20 protein-coding genes and 1 tRNA gene are annotated in these 14767 nt (G+C 68.1%); 11 read left to right on the top strand and 10 right to left on the bottom strand.

Annotation, left to right across the window (positions count from 1 at the left end):
* Nucleotides 1–77: 77 nt before the first annotated feature.
* Together ACZ6YV_RS03055 and mug are read right to left on the bottom strand one after the other, a co-directional pair.
* Nucleotides 78–878: a response regulator transcription factor gene (locus tag ACZ6YV_RS03055; RefSeq protein WP_378236749.1), complete on the bottom strand. Its 801-nt coding sequence runs from the start codon at nucleotides 876–878 to the stop codon at nucleotides 78–80.
* Nucleotides 879–1160: 282 nt separating this feature from the next.
* Entirely contained in the window at nucleotides 1161–1712 is a 552-nt protein-coding gene (mug, locus tag ACZ6YV_RS03050) for a G/U mismatch-specific DNA glycosylase (RefSeq protein WP_465508049.1), read from the bottom strand.
* A 28-nt stretch (nucleotides 1713–1740) separates the two neighbouring features.
* On the opposite strand from mug, the gene ACZ6YV_RS03045 reads away from it, so the two are divergent.
* Both ACZ6YV_RS03045 and ACZ6YV_RS03040 read left to right on the top strand, forming a co-directional pair.
* Nucleotides 1741–2394, top strand: coding sequence for a class I SAM-dependent methyltransferase (locus ACZ6YV_RS03045; protein WP_465508048.1), 654 nt, complete (start codon nucleotides 1741–1743; stop codon nucleotides 2392–2394).
* Between the two features lie 97 nt (nucleotides 2395–2491).
* Nucleotides 2492–2668: a hypothetical protein gene (locus ACZ6YV_RS03040; protein ID WP_465508047.1), complete on the top strand. Its 177-nt coding sequence runs from the start codon at nucleotides 2492–2494 to the stop codon at nucleotides 2666–2668.
* Here the strand turns inward: ACZ6YV_RS03040 and ACZ6YV_RS03035 are convergent.
* Nucleotides 2609–3256 carry a VanZ family protein gene (locus ACZ6YV_RS03035; protein ID WP_465508046.1) on the bottom strand — a complete coding sequence of 216 codons (648 nt, stop codon included), beginning with the start codon at nucleotides 3254–3256 and terminating at the stop codon, nucleotides 2609–2611. The two genes, ACZ6YV_RS03040 and ACZ6YV_RS03035, sit on opposite strands and share 60 nt — an antisense overlap.
* A 150-nt stretch (nucleotides 3257–3406) precedes the next feature.
* On the opposite strand from ACZ6YV_RS03035, the gene ACZ6YV_RS03030 reads away from it, so the two are divergent.
* From ACZ6YV_RS03030 to ACZ6YV_RS03015, 4 genes are all read left to right on the top strand, one after another.
* Nucleotides 3407–3892, top strand: a complete 486-nt coding sequence (locus ACZ6YV_RS03030) for a GNAT family N-acetyltransferase (RefSeq protein ID WP_465508045.1) — start codon at nucleotides 3407–3409, stop codon at nucleotides 3890–3892.
* An 18-nt stretch (nucleotides 3893–3910) separates the two neighbouring features.
* Nucleotides 3911–4696, top strand: a complete 786-nt coding sequence (locus ACZ6YV_RS03025) for an alpha/beta fold hydrolase (RefSeq protein ID WP_465508044.1) — start codon at nucleotides 3911–3913, stop codon at nucleotides 4694–4696.
* 106 nt (nucleotides 4697–4802) lie between these two features.
* Nucleotides 4803–6488: a bifunctional metallophosphatase/5'-nucleotidase gene (locus tag ACZ6YV_RS03020; RefSeq protein WP_465508043.1), complete on the top strand. Its 1686-nt coding sequence runs from the start codon at nucleotides 4803–4805 to the stop codon at nucleotides 6486–6488.
* Between the two features lie 109 nt (nucleotides 6489–6597).
* On the top strand, nucleotides 6598–6936 hold the full coding sequence (locus ACZ6YV_RS03015; protein ID WP_378236757.1) for an MmcQ/YjbR family DNA-binding protein: 339 nt from the start codon (nucleotides 6598–6600) through the stop codon (nucleotides 6934–6936).
* On the opposite strand, the gene ACZ6YV_RS03010 is transcribed toward ACZ6YV_RS03015, so the two are convergent.
* Entirely contained in the window at nucleotides 6933–7460 is a 528-nt protein-coding gene (locus ACZ6YV_RS03010) for a GNAT family N-acetyltransferase (RefSeq protein ID WP_465508042.1), read from the bottom strand. The genes ACZ6YV_RS03015 and ACZ6YV_RS03010 overlap by 4 nt on opposite strands.
* A gap of 34 nt (nucleotides 7461–7494) precedes the next feature.
* Nucleotides 7495–7794 carry a pyridoxamine 5'-phosphate oxidase family protein gene (locus ACZ6YV_RS03005; protein ID WP_465508041.1) on the bottom strand — a complete coding sequence of 100 codons (300 nt, stop codon included), beginning with the start codon at nucleotides 7792–7794 and terminating at the stop codon, nucleotides 7495–7497.
* A 36-nt stretch (nucleotides 7795–7830) separates the two neighbouring features.
* Between ACZ6YV_RS03005 and ACZ6YV_RS03000 the strand changes: the two genes are divergently transcribed.
* Nucleotides 7831–8232: a DUF4279 domain-containing protein gene (locus tag ACZ6YV_RS03000; protein ID WP_465508040.1), complete on the top strand. Its 402-nt coding sequence runs from the start codon at nucleotides 7831–7833 to the stop codon at nucleotides 8230–8232.
* 85 nt (nucleotides 8233–8317) lie between these two features.
* Entirely contained in the window at nucleotides 8318–8971 is a 654-nt protein-coding gene (locus tag ACZ6YV_RS02995) for a hypothetical protein (protein WP_378236762.1), read from the top strand.
* A gap of 4 nt (nucleotides 8972–8975) precedes the next feature.
* On the opposite strand, the gene ACZ6YV_RS02990 is transcribed toward ACZ6YV_RS02995, so the two are convergent.
* From ACZ6YV_RS02990 to ACZ6YV_RS02975, 4 genes are all read right to left on the bottom strand, one after another.
* On the bottom strand, nucleotides 8976–9470 hold the full coding sequence (locus ACZ6YV_RS02990; RefSeq protein WP_465508039.1) for a GNAT family N-acetyltransferase: 495 nt from the start codon (nucleotides 9468–9470) through the stop codon (nucleotides 8976–8978).
* A 27-nt stretch (nucleotides 9471–9497) separates the two neighbouring features.
* Nucleotides 9498–10022 (bottom strand): hypothetical protein, encoded by a 525-nt coding sequence (locus tag ACZ6YV_RS02985; protein WP_465508038.1) that lies wholly within the window; start codon nucleotides 10020–10022, stop codon nucleotides 9498–9500.
* A 230-nt stretch (nucleotides 10023–10252) separates the two neighbouring features.
* A complete protein-coding gene (locus tag ACZ6YV_RS02980) occupies nucleotides 10253–10843 on the bottom strand; it encodes a YdcF family protein (protein ID WP_465508516.1) in 591 nt (196 codons plus the stop codon).
* A 130-nt stretch (nucleotides 10844–10973) separates the two neighbouring features.
* A tRNA-Gly gene (locus tag ACZ6YV_RS02975) sits at nucleotides 10974–11044 on the bottom strand.
* A gap of 110 nt (nucleotides 11045–11154) precedes the next feature.
* Here ACZ6YV_RS02975 and ACZ6YV_RS02970 point away from each other — a divergent pair.
* Nucleotides 11155–12360 (top strand): oxygenase MpaB family protein, encoded by a 1206-nt coding sequence (locus ACZ6YV_RS02970; protein WP_465508037.1) that lies wholly within the window; start codon nucleotides 11155–11157, stop codon nucleotides 12358–12360.
* A 13-nt stretch (nucleotides 12361–12373) separates the two neighbouring features.
* Nucleotides 12374–12955, top strand: coding sequence for a dCTP deaminase (gene dcd, locus ACZ6YV_RS02965; protein ID WP_016338162.1), 582 nt, complete (start codon nucleotides 12374–12376; stop codon nucleotides 12953–12955).
* Between the two features lie 5 nt (nucleotides 12956–12960).
* Here dcd and ACZ6YV_RS02960 read toward each other — a convergent pair whose 3' ends face one another.
* Nucleotides 12961–14151, bottom strand: a complete 1191-nt coding sequence (locus tag ACZ6YV_RS02960) for an FAD-dependent oxidoreductase (RefSeq protein ID WP_465508036.1) — start codon at nucleotides 14149–14151, stop codon at nucleotides 12961–12963.
* Nucleotides 14152–14224: 73 nt separating this feature from the next.
* Between ACZ6YV_RS02960 and ACZ6YV_RS02955 the strand changes: the two genes are divergently transcribed.
* On the top strand, nucleotides 14225–14692 hold the full coding sequence (locus ACZ6YV_RS02955; protein ID WP_465508035.1) for a MarR family winged helix-turn-helix transcriptional regulator: 468 nt from the start codon (nucleotides 14225–14227) through the stop codon (nucleotides 14690–14692).
* Nucleotides 14693–14767 lie beyond the last annotated feature (75 nt).

Genomic DNA, 14767 nt, shown 5'->3' with positions numbered 1-14767 from the left:
GCGGCCGGGTCTTCCACGTCACGGTAGTGGACAAGGCGCCCTGCCACCGCGATAGCGGAGCCTTCGGCAGGGCGGGTTCAGCGCGGTGACGGCGCGATCGAAGTGGCGGCCGGGGCGTCCGCCGGGCTGTGCGCGTCGTCCGGATGTGTGACCAGGATGCCGGACCGGAACGCGATCGTCACGGCGTGCGTCCGGTCGCGTGCCGAAAGCTTCCGCAAGATGCTCTTGACGTGCGTCCGCACGGTCTCCACGGACAGGAACAGGATCTTCGCGATCCCGGAGTTCTCCAGCCCCTCGGCGACCAGCTGGAGGACCTGGTACTCGCGGCGGGACAGCGGCATCAGGCCGCGCGCGGTCGCCGGCTTGGGGGCGTCGCCCGGCTTCGGGAGCACAGGCTGGCGTTTCGGCCGCGCCGTCAGCGCCGCCAGCGTCGGGTCGATGTAGCGGCGGTCGCTGTGCGCGCGCCGGATCGCCTCGGTCAGATGCCGCCCGTCGGTCGCCCGCGGCACGATCGCGTGCACTCCGGCCGCGATCGCCGCCGCGAGGTACTGCTGCGTGCGGTTGGTGTCCCTGACCATCGTGATGATGACCAGCGCCGGATCCCCGGCGCTGAGCAGCCGGGACAGGTGACAGTTCGGGTCGAGCGCCGAATCCAGCACGATGACGTCCGGTTTGAGCTGTTCGCACAGCTGGAGCGCGGCGTGATGGCTCGCCGCGTGCCCGAGCCACTGCAACCCCGGCGTGCGGTGGACCAGTGAGCTCAGGCCCTCGCAGAAGATCGGGATCGGATCGACGGCGGCCACGCCGAGGCCTCGTCCGCCTGGTGACAGTCCGCCTGGCCTGCCGGTCTGCGTTCGGTTCGGCTCGATGCCTCGCATTACGGACCCCTCCGTTTTCCTGCCCGTCATCTCCGGAAGAGAGGACTCGGAAGTCCATTCGGTGACCACGGCCCCCCGGCGTGGTCACCCTCGTCAACCGGTCCCCCCTGCGGGACCGGACAGAGATGACACCTCGTAACTATTACGAGTCAGTAGGTCGGCGGGCGTGACGCGGTATCCCCCTCATAGATGTATCGCCTCGTCGCAGCAAACTCTGCGTATAGGCTGGTGGGGGATCCCTTGCTCGAATGAGCGCGCCAGTGGAGGATCTTGGCGCGGTCGCTACTCAGAGTGGACTTCGGCGTGAAGGCGGCCGAATTCGTCCCCGAGCGCCGAGGGCGTCCAATGCGCGTTCAGCCCGCTCGGATTCGGCAGAACCCAGACTCGCGCGCCGGCGATGTCGCCCTCCTGCGGGCCGATCTTCGCCTTCGGCTGGCCGAACGCGGTCCGGTACGCCGTGATCCCGACGACGGCCAGCCACCGTGGCCGATATTCGGCGACCCTCGCCGTGAGGAGCCGCCCGCCTTCGCGGAACTCGTCCGGCGTCAGCTCGTCGGCCCGCGCCGTCGTCCGCGCGACGACGTTGGTGATGCCGAGGCCGAGGCCGAGCAGCTCGTCCTGCTCGCTCGGATCGAACAGGCGCGGGGTGAACCCGCCGCGATACAGCGCGGGCCAGAACCGGTTCCCCGGACGGGCGAAGTGCAGGCCGAGGGCGCCGGAGTAGAGACCGGGGTTGATCCCGCAGAACAGCACGTCCAGGTCCGGCGCGATGACGTCGTCGAGGGTTTTGCCGTAGGCGGCGGCCAGCTCGTCCTTGGTCGGTTTCGTCGTCACCCGGTCAGTTTCCGGCACGCTGGCGGGTATGGATCAGGGGGCGTTCACGGCCGACGGCTGTCCGGTGGAGGTCTACCGGCTGCTGCCGTCCGACGGCGAGGCCGGGATCGTGCACGCGGCGGTCCCGGAGGGCACCTCGATCCTGGAGCTCGGCAGCGGCGCCGGCCGGGTCACGCACGCGCTGCTGGAGCTGGGGCATCCGGTGGTCGCGGTGGACGACTCGCCGGAGATGCTCGCCCAGGTCAGTGCCGAGACGGTGTGTTCGAAGATCGAAGACCTGCGGCTCGGCCGGGTCTTCGACGCGGTGCTGCTCGGCAGCCACCTGGTCAACACCGCCGCCGAGGCCGACCGCCAAGCCTTCTTGAGCACCGCTCGCGCGCATGTCGCGCCCGGCGGGCGGGTGCTCGTCGAATGGCATCCGCCGGAGTGGTTCGAGTCGGTCCGGGACGACCAAGGGGGCCGGATCGGCGAGGTCGACGTCCTGCTCGGCCAGGTCGTCCGCGACGGTGACCTGCTGTCGGCCGTCGTCCGCTACTCGGCGGGCGACCGGTGCTGGACCCAGGCTTTCACCTGCCGACGGCTCGGACTCCCGGCGCTGAACGCCGCACTCGCCGGGGCCGGTCTGGTTTTCGAACGCTGGTGTACCGGAGACCGGACGTGGTTCGCGGCCGTCCCCGCGTGATCCAAGACACCCACTTTCGTCGCAAGGGGTGGCCAAGTCACCAGGACCTGCGTACTGTTTGTGATCTCGCACACAAGGCTGTCTTCGAGGAGGCGTTTTGCAGCTCTCGCTCATCCTCGGCTTGGTCGCGTTGATCTTCGTCGTGGCCACCGTGCTGGTGGTCGCGGAAGACCGGCGGGCCGCGCGGCGCGCGGCCCAGCGTCGGCGGGCGAGGCTAGCGGACCTGGGCGAGGTCGATCCGCTCGCGGCCGAGCGGCTGAAGCTCGATCGCTGAAGGAACGGGCTTCCGCACGAGGCTGAGCAGCAGGGCTCCGGCGATCCAGCCGAGCATCGCGCCACCGGTGTTGTTGAGCAGGTCGTCGACGTCGAAGATCCGGTAGACGTAGGGCGCGGTGCCGAAGTTCGCGGTCAGCTGCGTGCTCTCGATCAGCAGCGAAGCGGCGAGGCCGATCAGCGTCGTGCCGATGAGGCCGCGCTTCCACAGCGTCCTGGCGAAGAAGCCGAGCGGCACGAACAGCAGCACGTTCATGGTGGCCTGCTGGAAGGTCTGGGTGGTGAACCAGTCGGCCATCGGCAGCCCGTGCTTGAGCAGTTCGGTGTGGATGTCGGTGATCCACTGGAACGGGTGCAGCTGCACGGTCTGGCTCAGCCGGTTGACGCCGGGGCCGGGCAGCGGCAGGAAGGTCACCGCCAGGGTCATCGTGGCGTAGAGCAGCACGGCGGCCATGGTCAGGACGGGACGAAGGCGCACCTGGCCGTGCCGCGCGTGCAGGATGATCAGCTGCGGGATCAGCACCGTCGCCCAGAGCGCGAAGAAGCCGACCAAGCCGTACTGCAGGGCGGTGACCTGTGCGTTCGTCATGACAGGAACGTTATGGATCCCGGGGGACCCGCCACTTCGGTCGAAGGGCCGCGGCGGACGGCGCCGGATCGGCCAAGCGGCTGATCCCGATCTTGGCCGATCGGCGATATTCGTTCCCCGATCCGCCGGTGGACGTGGGATTCTGCCGGGATGCTGCTCGTTCGACGGCTGACCCCCGATGACCTCGACGTCTTCCGTGAGATTCGCCTGCGTGCCCTGACGGACACCCCCGAGAACTACGGCTCGATCGCCGCGGCCGAACGGGCGCAGTCCGACGAAGAGTGGCTCGCGCGGCTGGCCGCGGACGCCTGGTTCGCCGCCTTCGACGACGGCCGTCCGGTGGGGCTCGTCGCCGGGCGGGCCCGCGAAGACGGCTGGATCCTCTATTCGATGTGGGTCGCGTCCGAAGCCCGTGGTCAAGGGCTGGGCACGAAGCTGATGGGCGAGGTGCGGTCGGCCGCCGAGGACGACGGCGCGCGCGAAGTGTGGCTGCACGTCGCGGAGGACAACGACCGGGCGCGGCGGCTGTACCTGAAGCTCGGGTTCATCGCGACGGGCGAACTGGAGCCGATGCCGAACGACGTCACCCGGCGGCGCGAGCGTCTTTACTTACCTGTTACCGACGGTAGCAGGTAAGTGGCTTAGCCTCGCGGGATGGACAACGTCGTCTTCGACCGCGCGGGCAAGGGCGAGCCGCTGGTGCTGATCCACGGGGTCGGTCACCGCCGTCAGGCCTGGTCACCTGTGCTCCCGCTGCTCACTTCGCACCGTGACGTCGTCACCGTCGACCTGCCCGGGTTCGGCGAATCGGCGCCGCACTCCGGCGGCTACGGCGTCGAGGCCGCCGTCGAGATGTTCGGGAAGTTCTTCAGCGAACACGGCCTCGGCAAGCCGCACGTCGCGGGCAACTCGCTCGGCGGACTGCTCTCGCTCGCGCTCGGCGAAGCGGGCCTCGTCCGCAGCGTGACGGCGCTGTCCCCGGCCGGGCTGTGGACGCCGCGCCAGCAGCGGTACGCGCTGAGCATGCTGCGTACCCATCGCCTCCTCGCCGAGCGGATGCCCGAGCGCACCGCGCGCCGTCTCGCCGCGACACCGGCGGGCCGGTCGATGCTGACCGGGATGATCGTCGGCCGCCCGGACCGGCTGACCTCGCAGGTCGTCATGGAGGACATCCGGGCGCTCGCGGGCTGTCCTGGTTTCCGGCCGACGCTGGAGCAGGCCCGCGGCGGTTTCCGGTTCGACGGCGTCGTCAAGGACGTGCCGGTGACCATCGCGTGGGCGGAACGCGACCGCATCCTCGCCCGCCCGAAGGCCGCCGAGCTGCGCCGGATCGCGCCGAAGGCCGAGCTGCTGGTGCTGCGCGGCTGCGGCCACGTGCCGATGAACGACGAGCCCGAGGTCGTGGCGCGGGTCCTTCTGAACGGTTCGCGCGACATGTGACGTTTGCCTATCGTCCTGCTTTTTCCTCTGGTGAAGGTCAAATCCGCCAGGCAGACTCCTCCGCCGTGCGCCCGATGGGGACGTTCGGGCGCGAATCGGAGGAAGAATGAAGCTCTCTACCCGGCTGGCCGTCGTCGCCGGCGTCGCGCTGACCGCGCTGGCCACCGTCGCCGCGCCCGCGTCCGCCGCGCCGGCCACCACCGACGTCCGGATCATCACGTTCAACGACCTGCACGGCAACCTCGAACCGCCGTCCGGTTCGAGCGGCCGTGTCACGCTGCCCGGCGGCGGGACGGTCAACGCGGGTGGTGCCGCGTACCTCGCGACGCATCTGAAGAAGCTTCGGAGCGAAGCGCGTAACTCGGTCGTGCTTTCGGCCGGTGACAGCATCGGCGCGTCGCCGGTGATCTCGGCGCTGTTCCACGACGAGCCGACCGTCGAGCTGCTGAACCAGCTCGGTGTCGATGCCTCCGTGGTGGGCAACCACGAGTTCGACGAGGGTCTCAAGGAACTCCGCCGGATCCAGAACGGCGGCTGTCATCCGACCGACGGCTGCCAGTTCCGGAAGTCCTTCAAGGGCGCGAACTTCCCGTTCCTCGGGTCCAACGTGTACTACGAGAACGGCTTCCCGGCGTTGCTGCCGTTCAGCATCGAGTTCTCCGGCGGCGTCCCGATCGGCGTCATCGGAGCGACGCTGAAGGACCTGCCGCAGGTCGTCACCCCGGAGGCGATCAAGGGCCTGAAGTTCGGCGAAGAGGTCCAGGCGATCGACCGCACCGCCAAGCTGCTCGACCTCTTCGGCGTCAAGGCGCAGGTCGTGCTGCTGCACCAGGGCGACAACTCCGAGACCGCCGGTCCGGACGAGTGCAAGGTCAAGCCGGGTGCCGCGACGGCCATCGCGCAGAAGGTGACGTCCAAAGTGGACGCGATCTTCACCGGGCACAGCCACCAGCAGTACAACTGCGTGATCAACGACCCCGAAGGCAAGCCGCGCCCGGTGATCCAGGGCGCGTCGTTCGGCCGTCTGCTTTCGGTCGTCGACCTGAAGATCGACCGCCGGACCCGCGACGTCGTGCGTGGCGAGACCAAGGCGCACAACGAGATCGTCACGCGCGACGTCGACCCGGACGGCGACGTGCAGACGCTGATCGACGAAGCCAAGGCCAAGGCCGCGCCGATCGCGAACAAGGCCGTCGGCACCATCACCGCGGACCTGAACGCCAAGGGCGCGCCCTCCGGTGAGTCCCCGCTGGGCGACGTCATCGCCGACGCCCAGCTCGAAGCCACGCAGTCGAACGGCGCGCAGATCGCCATGACGAACCCGGGCGGCATCCGCACGGACTTCACCTACGCGTCCTCGCCCGCCGGCGAAGGCGACGGCGTCGTGACCTACGGCGAGGCGTTCGCCGTGCAGCCGTTCGCGAACATCATGCAGACGATCACGCTCACCGGGGCGAACCTGAAGAACGTGCTCGAACAGCAGTGGCAGGCCAACGGGATCGTGCGCACGCTGCAGATCTCGAAGTCGCTGAAGTACTCGTACTCGGCTTCGGCGGCCCAGGGTTCGCGCATCTCGGACCTGACGCTCAACGGCGCGCCGATCGACCCGGCGGCGTCGTACCGCGTCTCGGTGAACAACTTCCTCGCCGCCGGCGGGGACGGCTTCACCGAGTTCACGAAGGGGACCAACCTGTCCGGTGGTCCGGTGGACCTGGACGCGCTGATCGCGTACTTCGGGGCGCACCCCGGCGTCGCTCCGCCGGCCGCGGACCGGATCATCGCCCTGCCGTAGCTCCTGCGAGTGTCATGAAAGGGTCGTTCAAGACGTTCTTCGTCCTGAACGACCCTTTCATGACGTCTGTGGGGTGGTTTTGTCAGTGACCCAGGGCACAATGGCCGCCATGACGACCTGGGAAGAAGTCGTGGACCTGGCGGGCAGGCTCCCGGAGGTCGAGGAGTCCACTTCGTACCGCACACCGTCGCTCAAGGTCGCGGGCAAGAACTTCGCCCGCCTGCGCACCGAGGCCGAGGGCGGGCTGATGCTGCTGTGCGAGCACGCGGAGAAGGAGGCCCTGCTGGCCTCCGGCGACCCCGCGTACTTCACCACCCCGCATTACGACGGCTACGGCGCGATCCTCGTCGACCTGGAGAAGGTCGAGAAGGCGCAGTTGCGTGAGCTCATCGAGGAGGCCTGGCGGATGAAGGCACCCGCCAGGCTCACGAAAGGACTGGAGGCCTAGAGAAGTTCCCCTTCGAGCAAGCTCATCAGGTACTCGTCGTGCCACTCGCCGTTCTGGCCGCGGAACGACTGCCGATGCCTGCCGTCCACCTGGAACCCGAGCTTCTTGTAGACGTGGATCGCGGCCTCGTTGTCGACCACGACCCACAGCGCGATCAGGTGCAGCCGCATCATGTCGAAGCCGTAGCGGCAGAGCGTGCGCATGGCGTCGGTGCCGTAGCCGCCGCCCCAGTGGTCCTTCTCGCCGAGATAGATGTCGAGCTCGGCGCGGCCCTGTTCCGGGGTGGCGTCGCGCAGGGTGCAGGTGCCGATCAGCGTGCCGACAGCGAGGCTCTCGATCGCGAAGCTCGCCCGGCCGTAGCTGTTGGGCTTCCGCTCGGCGAAGCGTTCGCGGATCTGGGCGAGCGATTCCGGGTGGTCCGTGGTCAGCCAGCGCGTGACCTCCGGGTCGTTGTGCCAGCGCCAGAGCGTGTCCGCGTCCTCGGGTTCCAGCGGCCGTAAGCGGATCAGTTCACCGGTCAGCATCGTCCATCCCAAGATCGGTATCGGACTTTCCAGACTATTGGGCGACACCCCGGAGCAGCCACCGCTTAACGGGCACTTCCAGCAGCACCCTGGCCCCGAACGGCGCGATCTCCTCGCCTGCCGCCCAGCCGTCGTACTTCGCCGCCAGCGCGGCGAGAACGTCTTCGCGCAAAGCCCCGCGATGGATGTGTGCCAGACCTTCGGCGACAGCGGGCGCGTCGCCGTCTTCCAGCGCGAGGCTGACGCGCGGATCGGCATCGTCCCGGCGGAGCGTGCACAGCCAGACATTGCGCTCCCGCGCGAGACGTTCGATAAGCGATTGATCACGTTTCACCTGGTCAGCCTGCCCGAAAGCTAGGGTGCCGGGCGTATGAAGGTCCACCAGTACTGCTACTTCGCCTTGAAGAGCGAAACCGTGTCCGCCGGGGAGATCACCGCGCGGCTCGGGATGGCGCCCGACGAGGCCCAGGTACTGGGATCGAGGTCCGCCGAACACCGGCTGCCGAGGATGCACGCCTGGAAGGTGACGCATCGCGGGCCGGGCGCTGTCGACGACCAGATCGAGGGCTTGATCGGCAGGCTCGCCCCGGTCCGCCCGGGGATCCGGAAGCTGGTGGACGAAGGCGCGAGCGCGGTACTGCAGGTGGTGCGCTACTTCCACCACCGTGACGGCGGCGAGGAATTCGGCTGGCACTTGTCACCGGCGGTGATCGCGTTCCTCACCGAAGCCGCCGCCGCGCTGGACGTCGACGAGTACGACCTCAGCGAATAGCCTTCCGCCGGTCCGGTGCGCGGCGATGACGCCGGAGATGGTGGGATGGTGCCCCACAGCCGGACAACCCCCGTTGGGAGCCCGCATGTCGAGCGAGAACTGGCCGATGCGTCAGGATCCGGAGTCGCCGGTCATCATCTCCCGGTCGCTGGTGGAGGACCCGTCGAACCTCGCGTTCGCCGTGCTGGACGACGACGGTGACTGGTTCATCAGCGACGGCAACGAGTTCTCCGAGGACATGGACCTCAACCGCGACGCGTTCGGCGCGCTGCCCCTGCGGGACGCGGTGGAGCTCATCCCCGAACTCACCGTGCTCGCCGGCCTCCCCACAGGCATGGCCGCCGACTGGGACCCGGAGAGGCGCGCGTGGCTGCTGAGCTCGGTCGCCGACTCGGATGACGACGAAGAAGACCTCCTGGTGCGCGCCGCCCGCCTCGCCGCGTGGACGCATCCGGGCTCGCCGCTGGAAGAAGTCCAGGTGAGCACCGAACTCGCCGAGATCTCCACCGACCCCGCCGCCCCGGCCCGCGCCGTGCGCCAGGTCGTCCGCGAGGCCGACGGCAGCTGGCTGCTCGTCGGTTTCCAGGTGCCGGAGGACGAGGACTTCGAGGTCGAAGCCCTCGAAATGGAGCACGCCGTCACGCTTTACCCGGACGTCGCGCTGGTGCTGAGCGCCGCGCCCGGCCAGGTGTACGACCGGCCGAGCGCCGGCGACCCGTGGGAACTCGTCGAAGGCTGACGCCTCAGCCTCGACCGAAGTCGCAGTACATGACGTGCAACCCGATGCGCCCCAGCGTCGGGTGCTCGAACGCGCCCGGCACCGTCCCGACGATCGCGAACCCGAGCCGTTCGTAGACTCGGATCCCGGCCACGTTCGACTCGGCGACCGCGTTGAACTGCATGCCCGCGAAACCCTGTTCCCTGGCCCAATCCAAGACGTGCGCGCACAGCGCACTGCCGACGCCCTTGCCGCGAACTTCCTTGTCCACCATGAAACTGGCCGTCGCCACATGCGATCCGGGTCCGCCGCGGTTCGGGCCCGTCTTGGCCGTGCCGAGTACCCGGCCGTCCTCGACCGCGACCACCGTCCGACTCGGCGGCTCGTCGACCCAAAGGCCTCGCGAGGTTTCTTCGGTGAGGTCGGGGTCGTAGGTGTACGTGTCCGCCGCGCGCACGACTTCGCGCACGATCGGCCAGACCTGCGCCCAGTCGTCTTCGCGGTACTCCCGGATCTCCATGTCCTGCACCGTAACAACGGCGGGAAATCAAAAACCGGTCCGACGGTTCTGGTACCACCGCCAAGCGAAGCCGGAACACAGCGACAGCCCGATGGCTGTCAAAGCCGCGCCGATCCAGATCTTCGTCGAGCCGGATTCCGGTTCCACCCGCGTCCCCGGCGGCAATCCGGCCGCGATCCCGTCGATCTTGGCCTGGACCGAACGGTGGTCGAAGACGCTCAGATCGCCGTCCTCCGCCAACGTGGTCAGCCAACGGCGAACGTCGTCGTTCTGCTCACGGGAAAAACCGGGGAATTCGAGCGAGGCCGACCGGAACCCTCCAGGGCCCATGCATTGCAGCGGCTCGCCGGTGGACGTGTCGAGGTATTGCCCCTTCGCGCCGCATTCGTCACCCGCCTTGGCGAAGATGACGGTGTACGCCCCCGGGTCGCTGCCCGTGTTCAGTCCGATGATGAGGAAGATCCCGCCCATCAGCAACAGCGGGATGAGCAGCGACCCCGCCAGGACGGTCAGCAAGACGGCCGCGGTGCTGTCACTCGACTTTGCCCGCATACCCGGACGGTAGCTGCGGCGTTCGGGGACGGGTCCCCGAACCTGTCGGCTCGGACTACTTCTGGTGATCATGCTGAATGGCCCTGAGCTGCGGGCACCTGAGGGGCAGGGCAAACGTGTCATGTCGTCGGGGTGTGCGCCCAATGTGTGATCTCGGGCGGCGTTTCACAATGCTGAACAGAGCTACCTTCGTGACGTCGCAGATGGCTCTATGTCAACCAAGTGGTCTGTCACAGGAGACGCTCTTTGAATCCAGCCCGGACTAAGCGGTCGTAAGCTTCTACGACGTTGCTCGGAACTTCCTGCTGGACGGCGAAACCGCGTTCGGCATAGACGGTGATCCGTTGTGTGTCACCGACAAGCATGTTGATGACCCGGTCCACATCGCCGATGCTCTCGATGTAGTCATCCAGCGGCAATGGCCGCGAAGCGCACCTAACCTCGACCTCAGGCCAGAGCTTCTTGCAAGTCGCATAGGCGCGCCGCTGCTGATACGGCCGCGAGACGAGAACGACCGACCCGGCCTCAATGCCGCGAGACTCCAGCAGTCGTCGCGTGAGCGTGACGTTCTCCCCGGTGTTCCGCGCTTCGGGCTCGATCAGGATCGCGTCATCCGGCACGCCCAGTTCAAGCGCGTGCTCGCGGTAGTGCACCGCCTCACCGCGCGGGAAGCGCTCGACGGTGGTCGGCGCGTTGGCGCCGGTGACGACGATGAGTGGGAACGTCCCGGCGTGGAACAGCTCCGCGGTGAACATCGCGACGCCGAGGTCGTGGCTGCCGAGTCCGATCCCGACGTCGGCGGGCCGGAGTTCGTGCCGCATGTCGTGGTAGTCCCAGAGCGTTTGGACGTCGACGCGGAGATCGTCCGGGAGGGTCGCGGCCACGGTGGACTCCAAAACAAAAGCCCCAAGTCCTCAGTGGACATCCACTGACCTGGGGCTTTCGCAGGAGAGCGGATGACGGGAATCGAACCCGCGTATTCAGCTTGGGAAGCTGATGTTCTACCATTGAACTACATCCGCAGTGCTCGGCCAGCATACATGGTCCGGATCTCCTCTTGCCAAGACCCCGCCCACCTTGACGTCGCCGACGAAAGTGACAACACTTGTTGTCTACCTCGGAGGTGATCCGGATGGGCGAGAAGCTGCCTGACCCCGAACTGTTCCGTCAAGGCGGGTTCCGGGTCGCGTCGAGGCTGTTCATCGACGGCGACATCAGGGGTGACGAGCGCCAGGTGGCGCGGCTGCGGAAGTTCGCGCAGCGGGAGGACCCGGCGGCCGACGTGCTGGTGCCGTTGCTGCGGAAAGGCGCCCAAGGAAAGCTCGAACAGGCGCTGCGGCAAGGCATCGACAGCGTCGAGGATCCGCCGGAGGAGCTCGAAGCCTTCTTCCGCAACGTAGAGGCGACGCCGTACTGGGTCGATCCGGAGCGCCTCGACCGCGGGGCGCGGGCGATCACGCGCGCCGGGTTGCTCGGGCTTTTTCCGCTCGGCGACGTCTCGCTGATGGGCGGTTATCTCGCGTCGCGTGCCACGAAGTCGCTCGTCGGCACCGGCGAGATCGAGTACAAGGCGTCACGTCGCCTTGTCGAGACGGCGACCTGGTGGATCCACGTGACGACTCCGGGCGCGCTGGTGCTCGGTGGCCGTGGGTACGAGTCCGCGTTGCGGGTGCGGGTGGTGCACGCGCACGTCCGCGCGGCCATGAATCGCCGCAAGGACTGGGATTACGCCGCTTGGGACAAGCCGGTCAACCAGGTCCAGACCGCGGGCACGCTCCTGCTCTTCTCTCTCGTCTACGTCTTCGGCACGCAGCTGCTCGGGCTCCGCTACAGCGCCCGCGAGCGCGCCGACATCCTGCACCTTTGGCGTTACGTCGGCTGGCTGATGGGCGTCGACGAGGAACTCCTCCCGGCCGACGAGGAGGACGCCTGGCGGCTGCTGTGGCTGCTCGCGACCACCGAGTTCATCCCCGACGACGACTCCAAGCGGCTCGCCGCGGCGCTCATGAAGTCCCACGCCGGCATCGGCGAGGGCAGGGGCGCGCTCGGCAAGGTCCTCGCGCACGTGTCGGTCGCGGGGCACGGCGCGATCAGCAGGCTTCTCCTGGGCAAGACCAACGCCGACTTCCTGGAGCTGCCCGACGATCCGATCGCGCAGGCGGCCGTGGTCGCGGTGGCGGGAGTCAACTTCGCCGCCGAGACGGTCCGCCGGGTGGTGCCGGGGGCGACGGCGCTCCAGGAGCTGATCGGGGCCGCCGGACGGCGCCACTACCTCCGCCAGGTCGACAAGGTGTTCCGGCCCGACACCACCTACGGCAGGCACATGAAGGCCGCTTGACTACGCTGAGCACGTGCTCCTCAGCGACCGTGACCTCCGTAAAGAGCTCGACGCCGGCCGTCTCGGCGTCGACCCGTTCGACCCGACGATGGTCCAGCCGTCGAGCATCGACGTGCGACTCGACCGCTTCTTCCGCGTGTTCGACAACAGCAAGTACACGCATATCGACCCGCAGCTCCAGCAGGACGAGCTGACGTCGCTGGTCGAGAAGGAGGGCGAAGACCCCTTCGTCCTTCACCCCGGCGAGTTCGTGCTGGGTTCGACGTACGAGACCGTCACGCTCGCCGACGACCTCGCCGGCCGCCTGGAGGGCAAGTCCTCCCTTGGCCGCCTCGGCCTGCTCACGCACTCCACCGCGGGCTTCATCGACCCGGGCTTCTCCGGCCACATCACCCTCGAACTGTCGAACGTGGCCAACCTGCCGATCACGCTCTGGCCCGGCATGAAGATCGGCCAGCTCTGCATCTTCCGCCTGTCCAGCGCGGCGGAGTTCCCGTACGGCTCGAACGAGGCCGGTTCGCGCTACCAGGGGCAGCGGGGACCGACCCCGAGCCGCGCGTACAAGAACTTCCACCGCGTCGACACCTGGAGGTAGCGCGGTCAGCTCACCGGCGCCTCCCAGTCGATCCGGTGCCGCCACATGAAGGCGTTCGGATCGTCGGCCGGCGGGTTCTTGAACGCCCGCGAGAGGAAGAAGTCCCGGATCACCCGTCCGACGGGGCCGACAGCCTTCGCGTCGCCGTTGCGCTTGCCGCGCTCGACGACGGCTTCGACGCGCTCGCGCCGCAGTCCTTCGTAGACGGCGAGTGCCTTCGGGATCGAGGGCACGTCACGCAGGCATCGCGCCAGCGTGACGGCGTCCTCGATCGCCATCGCGGCGCCTTGCCCCGCCGCCGGTGAGGTGGCGTGGGCGGCGTCGCCGATGATGACCATCCGGTCCGTCCGCCAGGTCGGCACGCTCGGGAAGTCGTAGGTCGCCCACGGCCGGTAGATCTCCCGCGTCGCGCGCACGATCTCGACGGCCGGGGTGCGGTCCACCGCCAGCTGCCGGATCAGGTCCTCGCGCCAGGCGTCACCGGTCATCGCGGTGAGCTCGGCCTGCGACGGATCCTGCTTCCGGGGGACGTTCGCGAACCACCAGACGCCACCGTCCGGGTGGACGACGTGCGCGAAGAACAGCCGCTTGCCGAAGGTCATGTGCATGACGCCGGGTTCGTCGTCCAGGCGCGGGCCCTCGGCCAGCCCGCCGGTGTTCAGCAGCGGCACGTAGCGCGGCGACGGCGCCTGCGGGTCGATGAGCTCCCGCACCCGCGACCGGAGCCCGTCCGCGCCGATCAGCAGGTCACCTTCGGACGACGAACCGTCCTCGAACGTCGCGTGCACGCCGCTGCCGGTGTCGCGCGCGTCGGCCAGACGCTTGCCGTAGCGGACCTCGATGCCGCGTCTGACGGCTTCGTCGCGAAGGGCGACGTAGAGGTCGGAGCGCAGCACGGTCTGGCTCACGGTGCCGTCTTCCAGCTGCCCGCCGAGCGCGAAGTCCGCCAGCTCGCGCCCGTTCCCCAGCTGCATCTTGATCCGCGGCGTGTCGAATCCCAGGTCCTTGACCAGGCCTTTCAGGCCCAGCGGCGCCAAGGCGTCCAGCCCGTTCACCGCGAGGGTCAGGAACGCGCCGACCCCCTCCGCGGTCCTGTCGTACGCCTCGTGGATCACCGGCTCGTGGCCGGTCTCGTGCAGTGCGATCGCCGTGATCGTGCCCGCGATACCCCCGCCGGCGATCAGTACCTTCGCCATGTAGTTCACCCCATCGAATCTCTTAGAAACTAATTCGTTCTATCGAACTAAAGACTCCGCTAGGCTGGCCGATGTGTCAAGCGAGCGAGCGGAACTGGTCGAGCGGATCCTCAACGGCTCGCGTGCCCTGTCGACGGAGACGGTCATGTTCCATTCGGCGATCGCCGAACAGGGCGGCCTTTCGGCTGTCGAAAGCAAGGTGGCCGACTATCTCGCCCGCTTCGGTCCGCAGACGCCGAAGGCGCTCTCGCAGCTTTCGGGGCTCGCACCGGCGTCGATCACCGCGCTCATCGACAGGCTTGTGGGCAAGGGTGTCGTCACGCGGAAACCGCATCCCGAGGATCGGCGGAAGGTGCTCATCGAGATCGACGGGGCGATGATGGCCTCCGCCGCGCCGATGTGGGATCACCTGGTGAAGCGGGTCCGCGAGGTCTGCGTGGGTTATACGGACGGTGAGCTGGAGACCGTCCTCCGGTTCTTGGCCGACGCGACCGCGATCACCCATGAGTCCACGGAAGTGATCACCCAAAGCGACCGCTGACCGGTATTACTACTTTCGGGGGTATTGCCGTAACCAGTTCGTGATAGTTTTCGGCCCCGTGTCCCCCAATAGAAC

The organism is Amycolatopsis sp. NPDC102522 (assembly GCF_055584485.1).
This window is presented reverse-complemented; position numbering and strand designations above follow the sequence as displayed.